At 62.7% G+C, this 14,883-nt stretch carries 15 protein-coding genes; 9 read left to right on the top strand and 6 right to left on the bottom strand.

Features of this window, described 5'->3' with window-relative positions:
• The first annotated feature begins 47 nt into the window (after window positions 1-47).
• Window positions 48-1,310: a DNA recombination protein RmuC gene (locus tag NKH71_RS19860; protein ID WP_352895286.1), complete on the top strand. Its 1,263-nt coding sequence runs from the start codon at window positions 48-50 to the stop codon at window positions 1,308-1,310.
• Window positions 1,311-1,353: 43 nt separating this feature from the next.
• Here the strand turns inward: NKH71_RS19860 and NKH71_RS19855 are convergent, their stop codons facing one another.
• The 3 genes from NKH71_RS19855 to NKH71_RS19845 form a co-directional block, all read right to left on the bottom strand.
• Entirely contained in the window at window positions 1,354-1,758 is a 405-nt protein-coding gene (locus NKH71_RS19855; RefSeq protein ID WP_352484328.1) for a GFA family protein, read from the bottom strand.
• 67 nt (window positions 1,759-1,825) lie between these two features.
• On the bottom strand, window positions 1,826-2,788 hold the full coding sequence (locus NKH71_RS19850) for a cation diffusion facilitator family transporter (protein WP_352484329.1): 963 nt from the start codon (window positions 2,786-2,788) through the stop codon (window positions 1,826-1,828).
• A 106-nt stretch (window positions 2,789-2,894) separates the two neighbouring features.
• The gene (locus NKH71_RS19845) at window positions 2,895-3,704 is read right to left on the bottom strand and encodes a transglutaminase-like domain-containing protein (RefSeq protein ID WP_023718185.1); all 810 of its coding nucleotides are present in this window, start codon (window positions 3,702-3,704) and stop codon (window positions 2,895-2,897) included.
• 215 nt (window positions 3,705-3,919) lie between these two features.
• On the opposite strand from NKH71_RS19845, the gene NKH71_RS19840 reads away from it, so the two are divergent.
• Both NKH71_RS19840 and sugE read left to right on the top strand, forming a co-directional pair.
• Window positions 3,920-4,045, top strand: coding sequence for a hypothetical protein (locus NKH71_RS19840; protein WP_013528464.1), 126 nt, complete (start codon window positions 3,920-3,922; stop codon window positions 4,043-4,045).
• A gap of 153 nt (window positions 4,046-4,198) precedes the next feature.
• Window positions 4,199-4,513 (top strand): quaternary ammonium compound efflux SMR transporter SugE, encoded by a 315-nt coding sequence (gene sugE / locus NKH71_RS19835; protein WP_352484330.1) that lies wholly within the window; start codon window positions 4,199-4,201, stop codon window positions 4,511-4,513.
• 83 nt (window positions 4,514-4,596) lie between these two features.
• Here the strand turns inward: sugE and NKH71_RS19830 are convergent, their stop codons facing one another.
• Window positions 4,597-5,025, bottom strand: coding sequence for a DUF6481 family protein (locus tag NKH71_RS19830; protein ID WP_352484331.1), 429 nt, complete (start codon window positions 5,023-5,025; stop codon window positions 4,597-4,599).
• Between the two features lie 231 nt (window positions 5,026-5,256).
• Here NKH71_RS19830 and NKH71_RS19825 point away from each other — a divergent pair, with 231 nt between their 5' ends.
• The 3 genes from NKH71_RS19825 to NKH71_RS19815 all read left to right on the top strand — a co-directional run bounded on the left by NKH71_RS19825 (window position 5,257) and on the right by NKH71_RS19815 (window position 8,753).
• Window positions 5,257-6,315 carry an LLM class flavin-dependent oxidoreductase gene (locus tag NKH71_RS19825; RefSeq protein ID WP_352895285.1) on the top strand — a complete coding sequence of 353 codons (1,059 nt, stop codon included), beginning with the start codon at window positions 5,257-5,259 and terminating at the stop codon, window positions 6,313-6,315.
• A 118-nt stretch (window positions 6,316-6,433) separates the two neighbouring features.
• Complete coding sequence (locus tag NKH71_RS19820) at window positions 6,434-7,594, top strand: AI-2E family transporter (RefSeq protein ID WP_352548080.1); 1,161 nt, start codon at window positions 6,434-6,436, stop codon at window positions 7,592-7,594.
• 157 nt (window positions 7,595-7,751) lie between these two features.
• On the top strand, window positions 7,752-8,753 hold the full coding sequence (locus tag NKH71_RS19815) for an LLM class flavin-dependent oxidoreductase (protein WP_352495038.1): 1,002 nt from the start codon (window positions 7,752-7,754) through the stop codon (window positions 8,751-8,753).
• Between the two features lie 157 nt (window positions 8,754-8,910).
• Here NKH71_RS19815 and NKH71_RS19810 read toward each other — a convergent pair whose 3' ends face one another.
• Both NKH71_RS19810 and NKH71_RS19805 read right to left on the bottom strand, forming a co-directional pair.
• Window positions 8,911-9,534: a L,D-transpeptidase gene (locus NKH71_RS19810; protein WP_352790263.1), complete on the bottom strand. Its 624-nt coding sequence runs from the start codon at window positions 9,532-9,534 to the stop codon at window positions 8,911-8,913.
• Window positions 9,535-9,789: 255 nt separating this feature from the next.
• The gene (locus tag NKH71_RS19805) at window positions 9,790-10,809 is read right to left on the bottom strand and encodes a LacI family DNA-binding transcriptional regulator (protein ID WP_023718178.1); all 1,020 of its coding nucleotides are present in this window, start codon (window positions 10,807-10,809) and stop codon (window positions 9,790-9,792) included.
• A 217-nt stretch (window positions 10,810-11,026) separates the two neighbouring features.
• Between NKH71_RS19805 and NKH71_RS19800 the strand changes: the two genes are divergently transcribed.
• The 3 genes from NKH71_RS19800 to NKH71_RS19790 are packed head-to-tail and all read left to right on the top strand — an operon-like array spanning window position 11,027 to window position 14,882.
• Entirely contained in the window at window positions 11,027-12,610 is a 1,584-nt protein-coding gene (locus NKH71_RS19800; protein ID WP_352790260.1) for a sugar ABC transporter ATP-binding protein, read from the top strand.
• Window positions 12,607-13,920, top strand: a complete 1,314-nt coding sequence (locus NKH71_RS19795) for an ABC transporter permease (RefSeq protein ID WP_023718176.1) — start codon at window positions 12,607-12,609, stop codon at window positions 13,918-13,920. Before NKH71_RS19800 ends, NKH71_RS19795 begins: the two co-directional genes overlap by 4 nt.
• Window positions 13,917-14,882, top strand: a complete 966-nt coding sequence (locus NKH71_RS19790; protein WP_023718175.1) for a substrate-binding domain-containing protein — start codon at window positions 13,917-13,919, stop codon at window positions 14,880-14,882. The genes NKH71_RS19795 and NKH71_RS19790 overlap by 4 nt, the downstream gene beginning before the upstream one ends.
• Window position 14,883 lies beyond the last annotated feature (1 nt).

Raw genomic sequence — 14,883 nt, 5'->3', positions numbered from 1 at the left:
TCACGTTTTGATCTGTGCCGCCAGACCGAATCATCTATGCTGTCGGCATGAACGATCTGGCCACCATCCTGTCCGAACCTGTCGCCCGCCTCGGCGCCACCACGATCACGCTCGGCCATGCCCTGGGTTTCGGCGCAATGCTGTTCCTCGGCCTGTTCGTGGCGCTCGTCATTGCGCTCTGGCGATCGGCCAAGGCGCGTGCAATGGCGACCGCCGAAGCCGCCGACCACGCCCGCGACGCCGAGGTGCGGATGGCCGGCATCTTGGCAAGCCAGGCGGAAATGCAGGGCCGTATGGGCGCTATCGCCGAAGTGTTCGGGGCGCGTCAGGCCGAACTGACCCAGTCGATCGGCCAGCGCCTCGACGCCATGACCGGCCGCCTCGGCCAGACCATGACCGAGCAGACGAGATCGACGCATGAGAGCCTCGCCAAGCTGCAGGAGCGGCTGGCGGTCATCGATATCGCGCAAGGCAACATCCAGTCGCTGGCCGGCCAGGTCGTGCAATTGCAGGCGATCCTTTCCAACAAGCAGACGCGCGGCGCCTTCGGCCAGTCGCGTATGGAAGCCATCGTCGCCGACGGATTGCCCCACGGCGCCTATGAATTCCAGGCGACCTTGTCGAATGGCAGCCGGCCCGACTGCCTGGTGAAGATGCCGAACGGCGCACCGTCGCTTGCCATCGATGCAAAGTTTCCACTCGAGGCCTGGAATGCCATCCGTGCCGCCGAAGGCGCCGACCTGCAGAAGTCCGCCGCTCAGGCTTTCCGCCGCGACATCGAGGTGCATGTCCGGGATATTTCCGAAAAATACCTGATCCAGGGCGAGACGCAGGACACTGCCTTCATGTTCGTGCCCTCGGAATCGGTGTTCGCCGAAATCCACGAGAATTTCGAGGCCGTTGTCCAAAAGGCGCATCGATCGCGGATCGTCATCGTCTCGCCATCGCTTTTGATGCTGTCGATCCAGGTCATCCAGGCGATCCTCAAGGATGCCCGTATGCGCGAGCAGGCGCAACTGATCCAGGGCGAGGTCATCCGGCTGATGGAAGACGTCTCTCGGCTCGACGAGCGGGTGCGCAAATTGCAGACGCATTTCGGTCAATCGGCCAAGGATATCGAGGACATCCTCGTCTCGACATCGAAGGTGACCAGGCGCGGACAAAAGATCGAGGCGCTGGAGTTTGGCGTGCAGCCGGCGGAGGACACCGCTGGGTCGAATGGCAGCGGAGCAAAAGCGGAAAGCAGCGCGCGTGTTGCCGATTCGAAAACCGGGCAGCTGAGGCTAAGGGTCGTCGAAGGCGACGATTGAGAGCTACGCCGGAACCGGAGCCGAGGCTTCGCCCGGTCTGGCGCTACTGCTCCTCGATGATGGTTGTGCCTTCGAATTCCGGCAGCCAATGCAGCGCCGAGCGATGCCAGATCTGCTTTCTCGGCACCAGTTGATCGCGCTGCCATGCCGTGCCGACCCTGATGCCGTAAACCTTCGGTCCCGCGCCCGCCGACGTGGCGTAGAGATGCGAGCCGCACTCACCGCAAAATGCCTGAGCGCGCTTGGCACCACTCGAACCGGTCTTGATGTAGATTTTCGGCGCGCCCTTGGTGATCGTGTAATTGTCCTCGGACGCCGGCACGGTGACGCGAAAGGCCGTTCCGGTTAGCTTCTGACAATCGATGCAGTGACAAATGGTGGTCTTTTCCGGATCGACCTCGGCCTCGTAAGTAATGGCGCCGCAATGACACCCGCCGTCGATTTTCATCTTCGTTCCTCCTGGAGCTTTTGCGCGCAATCATAACCGGGACTGCCCGATGGCGCAGCCATTTTCCTCAGGCCGGCTCCCCTCCGGACGCCGCCAAGGCCTTGCTCCGCCGTTCCCAGGTGCCGGTGGTCTGCGGCTTGACGAACAGGCGCGTGACCTCCGGCATCTCCGCCTTCAGCCGTGTCTCGAGGCGTTCGACGCAGGTCTCTATCTCGGGCGCCGACAAGTGGTCCTCGAACTCGATGCTCAGAGCGGCGACGATCTCCTGAGGCCCCATATGGAGCGTCAGTACGCCATTTGCCCGCCGCACCGCCGGGTCCTGCTGGACAATGGCCAGCACTTTCATTTGCACCTCGGGCGAGGCCGGCTCGCCGAGCAGCAGGCTCTTGCTTTCGCGGGCCAGGAAGATCGCGGTCGCGCCCAGGATCAGCGCGATGCCGATCGACGCGGCGCCGTCGAGCTTCGGCATGTCCAGCAGTTCCGCCGCCAATATGCCGGCGAAGGCGACAACGAGGCCGAGAAGTGCCGCGCTGTCCTCGAAGAGTACGGTGTAGACACTCGGGTCCTTGCTGAGCTGCACCGCCTCGAGCCAGCCGTGGCTGCCTTTTTGGTGGCGGAACTCGTTCAGCGCCACCAGCCAGGAGGTGCCTTCGAACAGGAAGGAAAGGCCAAGTACAGCGTAGTTCACCTTTGCGTTGGCAATCGGCTCCGGCGCCATGATGTGCGTCACGCCTTCGTAGAACGATATGCCGGCGCCCAGTGCAAAGACGAGGAGCGCGACGATGAAGCTCCAGAAATACAGCTCGCGACCATGGCCTAGCGGATGCGTCCGATCGGCCGGCCGGGCGGCGCGGTGCATGCCGTAAAGCAGCAGGCTGCCATTGCCGGTATCGACGAGCGAGTGGACGCCTTCCGAGAGCATTGCCGAGCTGCCCGTGAACAAGGCAGCGGCGAATTTGGTCAGGGCGATCGCAAGATTGCCGGCGAGCGCCGCATAGATCACTTTTTTCGACCCGCCATGCGCCGCCATGGTGTGCTGCCTTGGTTGATGCACCGAGATTAGCGGAGCACGCCCACGCTCCACAGCTCGAACAACGCCCGAAGTGTCGAGTTGTTCAAAAGGGCAGCGCGAGAGGCTATTCGATGACCTCCTCCGTCCAGACCTTGAAGCCAGCCAGCGCGCCCGGTCCAAAAATGTGGGTGAGTGGGACATCGGCGGCATCGCGTCCGGAGGCAATCAGGATGCGGCCGATGCGCGGCGCGTTGTTGCGCGGGTCGAACGCGTGCCAGCGGCCGCCGAGATAAACCTCCATCCAGGCGGCGAAATCCATGTCCGACCACGGCTTTGGCAGGCCGATATCGCTGATATAACCGGTGCAGTAGCGGGTCGGGATGTTCAGGGCGCGGCAGAAGGCGACTGCGAGGTGGGCAAAGTCGCGGCACACACCACTCTGCTCGCGATAGGCTTCGGCTGCGGTGCGTGTCGGCCGTGCATTGAAATAGTTGAAGACGATATGGTTATGGACGAAGTCGCAGACCGCCTGGACGCGCGGGATGCCGAGCGGCGTATTGCCGAACAGCCGCCAGGCTTCGTTCGCCAGCACGTCGCTCTCGCAATAGCGGCTGGGCAGCAGGAACAGCAGCGTCTCCGACGGCAGATCGCGCACCTCATGCTGCCATGCCGTCAGCTCGCGCGTCTCGAAGGAGCCGGGGTCGCGGATGACCGCGTCCGTGCCGAACGCAAAGCGCCCGGCCGGCGCAACGAGACGGTTGCACCAATTGCCGAAACTGTCGCGATAGCTTTCGATCGGCACCGGCGGGTTCGACGTCAGGAAGTCCGGCCGCTCGAGATCGGATGCGCGCGAATAATGGACGTTGAGCATCGCGATCAGCGGTGTTTCCTGCGGGAAGTCGAAGCTCATCTGGCAACCGATGTGGATCCGCATTGTCGTCCTGACCGGACTGCGCGATCATCAGCCGGCGAAACGCAAGGGCTGATGCTGCAGTGCGAAGAGGACCATCGCACGGACCGCTGCGGTTTACGAGGGAATTAGAAACCGGTTGACAGCCATCGGCCAAGGCGACTGCACGGCAGCGGCCTCTTGCAGTCTAGCGTTTTCTCTTGTTTCACTTCGCCAGACATCAACCGGAGGAACGAATCATGGCTAAAGGTGCGATGAAGGCAGGCAAGGAAGCCCGCAAGCCGAAGAAGGACGCGAAGAAACCCGCTCCGGCGCCGGCCCTGAAGGCACCGCCGGTGAAGGCGATGAAGCTGAAGGACAAGTAGGGCCGCAGCTACCGTTTTGGCTTATTTCGACCGGCCGCAAATGCGGCCGGTATTGTTGTTCATTAAGCGCACGAGCATCCCATATGGATGCGGCGAAGATAGTTTTTGCGCTTTCAAGAGATCGGCCGGGAGCCATCGAAACGGAGCGTTCCGATGTCGTGGATTTTCCTGTTCTTCGCCGGCCTGTTCGAGATCGGCTGGGCGATCGGCCTAAAATACACCGACGGATTCTCGAAGCCGCTGCCAACCGTCCTGACGGTAGCCTCGATGATTGTCAGCCTGACCTTGCTCGGCCTGGCGCTGAAGGCACTGCCGGTCGGCACAGCCTATGCGGTATGGACCGGCATCGGCACCGTCGGCACGGCGCTGTTGGGGATATGGCTGCTCGGGGAGCCGGCGACCGCGATCAGGCTGGCCTGCATCGCGCTCATCGTTTGCGGCATTATGGGACTGAAGCTCGCGGCTTAAGTCGGCCCGACAGACCAAACGCCTTCAGGGCCGCTGCAAGGCGGCCCTGATTCTTGAATTCGGCCGATCAGCGCCGGAAGGCGCTATCGGGCGGAGAAGCCGGGCGGCGTCCTGCCGGTGCGCTGCTTGCGCGCGGCATAGCGTGCGTCACGCTTGGCCTTGCGTTCGGCCTCGTCGGCAAGAAAACGGGCGATGCGCTCGTTCTCTTCAGCTTCCCGGATCTTCGCTTCGGCCTGTGCTGCCTCTTCGGCGGCAATGCGTGCCGCTTCGGCAGCTGCCTCGCGCTCGGCCTTTTCGGCCGCTTCGCGCGCCAGCTTTTCCTGCTTCAGCCTGGCCTTTTCGGCCTCGCGTATCGCGCGGGCCTCGAGGACTGCCTTGCGCTCGGCCTGTCGTGCCAGCACCGCTGGATCATCTGCCGCCGGCTTTGCCTTGAAGCGCTCCAGAAGCGCCTTCTTTGCCTCGTTTGCGGCATTGCGCCGCTCGAAAACGTCTTTTTCCCTGTAGATAGCCAAGTCCACTTCCCTGGAGTCAATTTGCGAGGCTTACATACGCGTGAAAACCGAGAGTTCAAGCGCCAAAACGGTATGCCAGCCATGAAATTCTGATCTGTTGCAACCGGGAGACGCCATTTCGATCGAATTCGGCTGAAAGCCACCCGCACTGTTCACCATCCAGGCCTCTGGCGGCGCAGCGGACTGATCGCTACCTGTAGCGCCAAGACAAAACGCTAGGATGACACCACTATGGAACTCGGTCTCTACACCTTCGCTGACGTCAGCCGGGAACCGGGTCCCGGTGCGATCGGTGCGCATGAGCGGCTGCGCAACCTGATCGAGGAGATCGAGCTCGCCGATCAGGTCGGGCTGGACGTCTTTGGTCTCGGCGAGCACCACCGTCCCGACTATGCTGCCTCCGCTCCGGTGGTGGCGCTGGCGGCGGCTGCCGAACGAACCAAGCGCATAAGGCTGACCAGCGCGGTCACCGTTTTGTCCTCCGACGATCCGGTGCGCGTCTTTCAGCAGTTTGCCACCCTCGATCTTCTGTCCGGCGGCCGGGCCGAGATCATGGCCGGGCGCGGCTCGTTCATCGAATCCTTTCCGCTGTTCGGCTATAATCTCGAAGACTATGACGAGCTCTTTGCCGAGAAGCTCGACCTGCTGCTCGCCATCCGTGATCATGTCAAGGTGACCTGGTCGGGCAGTCTGCGCGCGCCGATCAACGATCGCGGCGTCTATCCCCGGCCCTTTCAGGACAAATTGCCGATCTGGATCGCGATCGGTGGTACGCCGCAATCGGCGGCGCGGGCTGGCGTACTCGGGTTGCCGCTGGCTCTGGCGATCATCGGCGGCGAACCGGCGCGGTTTGCACCACTGTTCGACATCTACAGGGATGCAGCCAGGCGGGCCGGCAGCGATCCGGCGAGCCTTGCCACCAGCCTCAACGTGCACGGCTTCATCGCCGACACCGCCGACCAGGCAGCCGACGATTTCTACAGGCCGCAGGCCGAAGTGATGAACCGCATCGGCCGCGAGCGCGGCTGGGGGCCGACGTCGCGGGCTCATTTCGACCAATCGCGCGGCCCGAACGGCGCCCTGTTCGTCGGCAATCCAGAACAGGTGGCGCACAAGATCATTGCCCAGCACAGGATATTCGGCAACGACCGCTTCCTGCTGCAAATGGCGATCGGCACCATGCCGCACGCCAAGGTCATGAAGGCTATCGAACTCTACGGCACCAAGGTGGCGCCGATCGTGCGCCGGGAAACTGCGAAGGCCGTCGCCGCGGCAGCGCCGGTTGCCTGATTCACCAGCAAAGCCGCGAGGCGGCCTTGCCGGTGACGCCGGCTAACGGAACCTTGAAGCCGCAGAGGCGTTTTCGCCAACGGTCTACACCAATCGCGGTGTGCCGCCGAGGGTCAGAATGAAGGCCGAACCCGCCGCTTCGGGCGCAAGCGCTGCCGAAAGCCCGGATTCGCGCGTCGAGGCGCGGGCGGATGCGCATCTGATGCGTTCGCTGCTCGTCGGCATCTTCATCCTCATGGCGATCTACGCGCTTTACTTCGCCCGCGCCTTCTTCATGCCGGTCATTCTGGCTTTTCTGCTGGCGCTGACGCTGACGCCGATCGTTCGCTTCCTGCGCAAGCATGGCATGCCCGATGTCATTTCGGCGACACTGCTGGTGCTGCTTTCGTTTTGCCTCGTCGCCGTCGCGGGATATCTGCTCAGCGGCCCGGTCATCGACCTCATCAACAACACCTCGACGATCGGCCAGCAGCTTACCGAACGTCTGGCACAACTGCGCCGTCCGTTCGAACGGATCGTGGAGATTTCGCGCCAGATCGAGGGCCTGACACAGACGTCCCAGGAGCCGGGCGTTCAGAGGGTGGCGATGGCGCCATCGGGTATTCTCTCGCAGGCCGCCGGCAATGTGCTGTCGGCCGGCGCCAGCGTCACCATCGTCTTCGTCCTGTCGCTGTTCCTGCTCGCCTCGGGCACGATGTTCTATGAAAAGATCGTCCAGTCCTTCCCCAGTCTAAGCGAAAAGAAGCGGGCGCTGCGCGTAGTCTATGACGTCGAGCGTGAAATCTCGCACTATCTGCTTACTGTCACGGTCATCAATACATGTCTCGGCGTGGTCATCGGGCTCGGCCTGTGGGCACTCGGCGTGCCCAACGCGCAGGTCTGGGGCGCGGCAGCGGCCTTGCTCAATTTCCTGCCCTATATCGGGGCGCTGACCACCATCACGCTGGTCACGATCATCGCGCTGATCAGCTTCGACACGATTTCCTATGCGCTGCTGGCGCCGGCCTTCGTCCTCTTATGCGACGTCGTCGAAGGCCAGTTCGTGACGCCGACGGTGGTCGGCCGCCGTCTCGAGATCAACGCCGTGGCGATCCTGATCGCCATCGCCTTCTGGTCGTGGCTATGGGGTTTCGTCGGCGCGCTGATGGCGGTGCCGCTGCTGGTCGTCATCAAGGTATTCTGCGATCATTTCGACGGTCTCAGCCATTTCGGCAATTTCCTCGCGGCGCAGCACACGGCGGTAATCGAGGATGAAGAGATTTCCGAGCCAAAAAGGTAGCGGCTTAAGAGCCCAAAAGCGTCACTGATTGGTGTGCATATCAACGACCTTGCATCGGTTGCACATCCGTCAGGCGCACAGCGCTCGATCAACATTTTGAATTTGCCGCCCCGGCAACGGCTTCCTACATCCGTCCGGTCCACAGGAATCCCCGCCGATGACCGCTCTTTCCGTTCTCGACCTGTCGCCGATCGTCGAAGGCAGCAATGCTTCGCAGTCGCTCGCCAATTCGCTCGATCTCGCCCGTCATGCCGAGCGGCTGGGATATAAGCGCTACTGGCTGGCTGAGCATCACAACATGCCAGGCATCGCCAGCGCCGCCACCTCGGTGGTCATTGCCCATGTGGCCGGAGGTACCCGTACGATACGCGTAGGCGCCGGCGGCGTCATGCTGCCCAATCATTCGCCACTTGTCATCGCCGAGCAATTCGGCACGCTCAACGCTCTGCATCCCGGCCGCATCGATCTCGGCCTCGGCCGGGCGCCCGGCACCGACATGCCCACGGCACGGGCGCTGCGCCGCAACCTCGACGCTGGCGCCGACAATTTCCCGCAGGACGTCGTCGAGCTGATCGGTTACTTCCAGCCAGCCGAAGACGGCCAACGCATCCGCGCGGTGCCCGGCGAAGGCGAAAAGGTGCCGATCTGGATTCTCGGCTCCAGCCTCTACGGCGCGCAGCTTGCCGCCACGCTCGGCCTGCCCTACGCCTTCGCTTCGCATTTTGCGCCGGCCGAGCTCGACCATGCGCTGGAGATCTACCGCTCGCGCTTCCAGCCTTCGGAGCAGCTCGACAAGCCCTATGTGATGCTCGGCCTCAATGTCTTCGCTGCTCCTTCCGATGCCGAGGCGCGGCTGTTGTTCACCTCGCTGCAGCAGGCCTTCGTCAATCTGCGCACCGGCCGGCCCGGCCGATTGCCGCCGCCGGTCGAAGGATATGAGCGCGACCTCGATCCAATGGCCAAGACCATGCTCGGCCAGGCGCTTTCCTGCGCCGTCGTCGGCTCCCCCGAAACGGTCAGGCAAGGCATCGAGGCATTCGTGCGCCGCACCGGCGCCGACGAACTGATGGTCACAGCGCAGATTTTCGACCATGCGGCGCGGGTGCGCTCGTTCGAGATCCTGACCGACGCCCACAAATCGCTGTCGGAAGCTGCCTGAGAGCTGGTTCGCCACTTGGCACTGTTGCGGGCAAGGCCGGCCTTAGGCAGGGAACATCGCGAACAGGTGTGCGAAGACATCGCGAACAGTTCGCGCGCTTTACGCGGAGAGTTTTCGATCCGTCATGCTCGTCTGTTAGACGGAAACGCGGCGTCTACTAAATGACGATCACCTTGGTGCCGATTGTGGAGCGGTTGTAGAGATCGATGATGTCCTGGTTCATGAGGCGAATGCAGCCCGCCGACACAGCTTTGCCGATGGACCACCATTCAGGGCTACCGTGCAGGCGATATCCAGTGTCACCTTTCTCGTTGAAAAGATAGAGCGCCCGCGCCCCGAGCGGGTTCATGAGTCCGCCCTCCATATGAGCCGGTATGATGCGGCCCCGCTTCTGCTCGCGCACGATCATCGCAGACGGCGCGCTCCAATCCGGCCATTCGCGCTTCCTCGCAACGTGAGCAGTGCCATGCCACTCGAAGCCCGCCTTGCCAACGCCGATTCCGTAGCGCAGCGCCTGACCGTCTCCCAACACGTAGTAGAGGAACTTCGCTCCTGTATCGACAATGATGGTGCCAGGCGCCTCTTCAGTCGCATAAGGCACTGTCTGCCGAAAGAACTTTTGGTCAACCTTGTAGATCGGAACCGGCGGAACGCGAAAACCGGCGTCGGTGAGGCCGCCATAGGCCGAGGGGAAAGTCTTCAATGCGCCGCCGGTGGTGCAGCCGAAGAATGCGACCATCCCAGCAAGTACCAGCCCGATTAGGATCGATTTCACGCGCATGACTCAAGCCGGCGCCCGTGTGAGCGATCAGCCGCATCTCGTCATATTCCTAATCCGACATGCTTCGATTGCCAAGATTTTCCTGCTTGTCGGCGGGCTGATTGTTGGCCACTTGGCTCGATCAGCGCCGCGTCCTTCAATTGCTCGGTTTTCGAACGACGAACGCCCGTAGCGGCTGCGAAAGGGCCGGGGTCGGCAGGACAGAGGGAGCGCTGTCCGTCCGGCATTACAACGTTTCTGAACAGAGCCCAAGCGCTACGCGCTGACGCTTTGTGCGATCGCGCCAAGTGGCCGGCATGAATTGCGGATCATCAGGCGTCCCTTGAGCGTCAGCTTGCGCGGCGGCGCATCCCTGTTGCCGGCGAGCCGGTCGAGCAGCAGATTGGCCGCCTGTTCGCCAATCGCCTGCACCGGCTGTGCGACCGTGGTCAATTGCGGCCGGAACACATCCGACCACGGAAAATCGTCGAAGCAGGCGACCGAAATATCCTCCGGACAGGACAGGCCGATATCGCGGATGGCCTTCATCGTGCCGATCACCATCGGGTTGTTGGCCGAAAAGATGGCGCTCGGCCGGTCGTGCAGCGAAAGCAGCTGCATGGTGGCGTTGTAGCCATCGACTTCGTGGAAATTGCCGAAGCGGACGAGCTCGGGCTCGGCCGGCAGGCCCGCGGTCTGGAGGGCTTCCCGGTATCCCGCCATGCGGTCATGCATCGGCGAGATATCGAACGAGCCGGAGATGTAGCCGATGCGCCGATGGCCGAGATCGATCAGATAAGTGATGGCGTCGAACACCGCGCGCTGATTGTCGAGAACGACGGCATCGGTGTCGACACCCTGGCAAACACGGTCGAGTAGCACGACCGGCACATTGGCGTCGTCGACAATCCGTTTGAGGATCGCGCCGTCGCCGACACGCGCGACGATCAGCCCGTCGACCATCCGGTCGAGCAGCAGCCTGATCTGGTCGTCCTGCGTGTTCAGGTGCTCGTCGGTGCAGCACAGCATGACGGCGTAGCCGGCCCTGTCGAAAGCCTGCTGGATCACCGAAACCACGTCGGTAAAGAACGGGTTGGTGATGTGTGGGACGGTGAGCCCGATGGTGCGTGTGGTGCCCATCTTGAGGCTGCGGGCGATGGCGTTGCGCTTGTAACCGATGTCGCGGATCGCCTGTTCGATGCGCTGGCTGAGCTCGGGGCTGACGGTCGCGGTGCCGTTGATCAACGCCGATACGGTGGCCACGGAAACACGCGCCGCTTCGGCCACGTGAAGCATGGTCGGTGCAGTGGATTTGCGCTGCTTTTTTCGTCCTGACGCTGTCATTTTCGAAACGTTTCACCACTCCGCGGCAGCAATACGTACGGAATCTTATGGTTTTGCGCAAGAATTGAAATGGAACAATCTTCGACACCAGATATTGGCTTGACATGATCGAAACGTTTAGATTAGCGTTTGAGGCGTTCGGTGACGACGGAGGGAGGCCGTCCTTGTCATGCAGCACGGCAATTCCATCCCTGCGGAAGGCGTTATGGCGGACGGCTCGGCTATCGTGCTGAGCGCCGAGCACATCTCCAAGTCCTTCGGCGGCATCGCCGCGCTTGTCGATGTCGGCTTCGAACTGCGGCGCGGCGAGGTCCATGCGCTGATGGGCGAGAACGGCGCCGGCAAGTCGACGCTGATGAAGATACTATCCGGCGTCTATACGGACTATAACGGAACGGTCAGTATCGATGGCCATCCGGTGCGCTTTGCCGGCGTCCGCGAAGCCGAGCGCGCCGGCATCGCCATCATCCACCAGGAGCTGAACCTCGTTCCCGAACTCAGCGTCGCGGACAATATCTTTCTCGGCCGCGAGAAGCTGATCGCCGGGCTGATTGTCGACCGCAAGGCGAGCAGCCGCGCTGCCGGCGCGCTCTTGCAAAGGCTCGGCATCGAGCTCGACCCGGATGCGCGCGTCGGTGCCTTGCGCGTCGGCGAACAGCAGTTGGTCGAGATCGCCAAGGCGCTGTCTATGTCGGCGCGCATTCTGATCATGGACGAGCCGACCTCGGCGCTGTCGCCAGCCGAATGCCAGCGGCTGTTCCGCATCATCCGCCAGCTCGCCGATAGCGGCGTGGCGATCGTCTACATTTCGCACCGCATCGACGAGGTCATGCATCTGGCCAGCCGGGTCACCGTGTTTCGCGATGGACGCCACGTCCTGACGCAGACGATGGACAAGCTCGACGAAGACGCCATAATTTCGGCGATGGTCGGGCGAAACCTGCTTGCTTCCTCCCAGGAGCACCGCATCCCCGGTGGCAACACCATCCTTTCCGTAAGCGAGCTGTCGCTATCGAAGCCCAATCGCCATGGCTGGCGCACCGTGCTCGACGGCGTCAGCTTCGATCTTGCCGCAGGAGAAATCCTCGGTATCGGCGGGCTGCTGGGCTCGGGCCGTACCGAAATCCTGGAAACGATCTTCGGGTCCAGCGGAGGACGTGCTGGCGGTGAGATCAGGCTCGATGGCGAGGCAGTAGAAATCCGTTCGCCGCGCGATGCGCGCCGGCTCGGCATCGCCCTGGTCACAGAAGACCGCAAGACGCAAGGCCTGCATCTCGAGGCCTCGATCACCGACAATGTCGCGCTGCCGCTGGTCGGCGCGCTGGCGCGGTTCGGCCTGCGCTCGCTGGCCGGCGAGCAAGGGCTGGCACGGGACGCCGTCAAGGCGCTCGGTATTCGCTGCGAAACCGTCGAGCAGCCGGCCGGCACGCTGTCCGGCGGCAACCAGCAGAAGGTCGTCATCGGCAAATGGCTGGCGACGAGGCCACGGGTGCTGCTGCTCGACGAGCCGACGCGCGGCATCGATGTCGGCGCCAAGCGGGAAATCTACGATCTCATCTTCAAGCTGGCGCGAGACGGGCTGGCGATCGCCGTCATCAGCTCGGAATTGCCGGAGCTGCTGCATCTTTCCGACCGTATCCTGGTCATGGCCGATGGCCGCCAGACGGGAATCCTGTCCCGCGCGCAAGCCAGCGAGGAGGCCATCATGCGGCTTGCAGCGCCGCGACGGACCATGACGAGGCCTGCTGCATGAGCATTTTGCATATCCTGTCCCGGACGAAGCTCTATTGGGGCCTGATCGCAATCTTCCTGATCGGCGTGCTTGGCTCGCCGATCAGCTCCAAGGGCAACAACATCTTCCTGTCCTACGGCAACCTGCTCGATGTGCTGCGCCAGGTGTCGACCACGGGGCTGATTGCCACTGGCATGACGGCGGTAATCATCACTGGCGGTATCGACCTTTCCGTCGGCTCGCTGATGGCGATCTGCACGGTAGTCTGTGCCATGCTGCTGACGGTCCCCGGCGTGACGCCGGCGGTGGTGCTGGGGGTGCCGACAGTTGCTGTGGCAGCCCTTTGCCTCGGCATTCTCGTCACCCGTTTCATCCTGCTGAACATCGAAAAATCCCGCGCCGGCGCGCAGGCCACGCACGACATCAGGTTGGATAGCGTTCGTGGGCTGGTTACCCCCGGCATTGTCGGGGTGATCCTGTGCAGTCTGGTGCTGTGGTTCCTGCTGCCGCAGGTAGGCTCAAAATTCGGCGTGCTCGGCGTGCTGCTGGTGGCGCCTTGCGTCGGCCTGCTGTTCGGCGCGCTCAACGGCTTCATCATCGTCGCCGGACGGCTGCAGCCCTTCATCGTGACGCTGGCGATGATGGTCACTGCGCTCGGCATCGCCCGGCTGACAGCCGGCCAAAACAATGCGGTGCTGCCGGTCTACACCGGCTCGAATGCCACCGCCGATTTCGAAATGCTGCGCTCGCTGGTGTTCGGCGTGATTCCGATGCCGGGCCTGTTCTTCCTCGGCGCGATCCTGATCTACGGCGCCGTGCTGCGCTTCACGCCGTTTGGCCGCTATGTCTATGCCATCGGCGGCAATGAGGAAGCGGCCCGGCTGTCCGGCATCGCCGCCGGCCGCGTCAAGATCGCCACCTACGCGGTTTCGGGGCTGCTGGCCGGCATCGCGGCGGTGCTCTATGTCGCGCAATACCGGCAAGGCAAGCCGGACGCCGGCGCCGGGCTGGAACTCGACGCGATCGCCGCCGTGGTCATCGGCGGCACCAGCCTGATGGGCGGACGCGGCAGCCTCACCGGGACGTTCTGCGGCGTGCTGATCTTCGGGCTGCTCTCTAACATCCTGCAGCTGCACAACATCAATTCGAACCTTCAGCTGGTGCTGAAGGGGATGATCATCATCGGTACCGTGCTCGTACAGGAGCGCAATGCCGGCGATCTTCTCTTCTATCTGCGATTGCCCGGTGGGCAAGCGCACAAGGAAACGGCCGCGGCAAAGCGGCCGTCGCAAGAGACCGCGTCTCTGAATATTGGAGGAAACAAGAAATGAAACGACGTGAATTGTTGAAGCTTGCCGCGCTGACAGCGGCACTCCTGACCACGACCGCGATGCTTGCCAGCGGTGCCCACGCGCAGGACAAGAAATGGAAAATCGGCTTCTCGCAGGTTACGACCATCGAACCCTGGCGTGCCCAGTTCAACAAGGACATCCTGGCCGAAGCGGCCAAGCATCCGGAAGTCGAGCTGATCGTAACCGACGGCGAGGACAAGACCGAGAAGCAGGTCGCCGATGTCGAAAACCTGATCCGTCAGGAGGTCGATGCGCTCTTGGTGTCGCCGAAAGAGTCCGCCGGCCTGACCGGCGTCGTGCAGCAGGCGATCGATGCCAAGATCCCGGTCTTCGTGCTCGACCGCAACGTCGAAACCAACGACTACACGCAGTTCGTCGGCGGCGACAACAAGCTGATCGGCCGGGCTGCCGGTGAATATGCCGTCGAGCTGCTTGGCGGCAAGGGCAAGGCCGCCGGCAACGTCGTCGAAATCTGGGGCGGCATGGGCACCCAGCCGGCGCATGACCGCCATGACGGCTTCCATGAATTCACCGACAAGGAGCCGGGTATCAAGAACCTGCTCGACCAGCAGTCGGGCGACTGGAAGCAGGACCAGGCCTACAACATCATGGCCACGGCGCTGCGCAACAACGAAAAGATCGATCTCGTCTACGGCCACAATGATCCAATGGCCTATGGCGCCTATCTTGCCGCCAAGGACGCCGGACGTGAGAAGGACATCAAGTTCATCGGCATCGACGGCCTGCCCAATGAAGGCGTGCAACTCGTCGCCAATGGCGAGCTGACGGCGACGTTCACTTATGTGACGCCGGGCGCCGAAGGGCTGCGGCAGGCGATCAAGTTCCTGAACGGCGAGAAGGTGGAAAAGACCATCATCCTGCCGACGCAGAAGATCACCAAGGAAAATGCTGCCCAGATCCTGAAGGACAACGGCCTCTGAG

Origin of the sequence: Mesorhizobium sp. M0983 (assembly GCF_040318975.1) — a bacterium.
Classification (GTDB): Bacteria; Pseudomonadota; Alphaproteobacteria; order Rhizobiales; family Rhizobiaceae; genus Mesorhizobium.
This window is presented reverse-complemented; position numbering and strand designations above follow the sequence as displayed.

What these genes read in the sequence shown, in the direction of transcription:
- NKH71_RS19860 (WP_352895286.1), top strand. Translation starts at nt 48, where the DNA reads ATGAACGATCTGGCCACCATCCTGTCCGAACCTGTCGCCCGCCTCGGC.
- NKH71_RS19855 (WP_352484328.1), bottom strand. Translation starts at nt 1,758, where the DNA reads ATGAAAATCGACGGCGGGTGTCATTGCGGCGCCATTACTTACGAGGCC.
- NKH71_RS19850 (WP_352484329.1), bottom strand. Translation starts at nt 2,788, where the DNA reads ATGGCGGCGCATGGCGGGTCGAAAAAAGTGATCTATGCGGCGCTCGCC.
- NKH71_RS19845 (WP_023718185.1), bottom strand. Translation starts at nt 3,704, where the DNA reads ATGCGGATCCACATCGGTTGCCAGATGAGCTTCGACTTCCCGCAGGAA.
- NKH71_RS19840 (WP_013528464.1), top strand. Translation starts at nt 3,920, where the DNA reads ATGGCTAAAGGTGCGATGAAGGCAGGCAAGGAAGCCCGCAAGCCGAAG.
- sugE (WP_352484330.1), top strand. Translation starts at nt 4,199, where the DNA reads ATGTCGTGGATTTTCCTGTTCTTCGCCGGCCTGTTCGAGATCGGCTGG.
- NKH71_RS19825 (WP_352895285.1), top strand. Translation starts at nt 5,257, where the DNA reads ATGGAACTCGGTCTCTACACCTTCGCTGACGTCAGCCGGGAACCGGGT.
- NKH71_RS19820 (WP_352548080.1), top strand. Translation starts at nt 6,434, where the DNA reads ATGAAGGCCGAACCCGCCGCTTCGGGCGCAAGCGCTGCCGAAAGCCCG.
- NKH71_RS19815 (WP_352495038.1), top strand. Translation starts at nt 7,752, where the DNA reads ATGACCGCTCTTTCCGTTCTCGACCTGTCGCCGATCGTCGAAGGCAGC.
- NKH71_RS19810 (WP_352790263.1), bottom strand. Translation starts at nt 9,534, where the DNA reads ATGCGCGTGAAATCGATCCTAATCGGGCTGGTACTTGCTGGGATGGTC.
- NKH71_RS19805 (WP_023718178.1), bottom strand. Translation starts at nt 10,809, where the DNA reads ATGCTTCACGTGGCCGAAGCGGCGCGTGTTTCCGTGGCCACCGTATCG.
- NKH71_RS19800 (WP_352790260.1), top strand. Translation starts at nt 11,027, where the DNA reads ATGCAGCACGGCAATTCCATCCCTGCGGAAGGCGTTATGGCGGACGGC.
- NKH71_RS19795 (WP_023718176.1), top strand. Translation starts at nt 12,607, where the DNA reads ATGAGCATTTTGCATATCCTGTCCCGGACGAAGCTCTATTGGGGCCTG.
- NKH71_RS19790 (WP_023718175.1), top strand. Translation starts at nt 13,917, where the DNA reads ATGAAACGACGTGAATTGTTGAAGCTTGCCGCGCTGACAGCGGCACTC.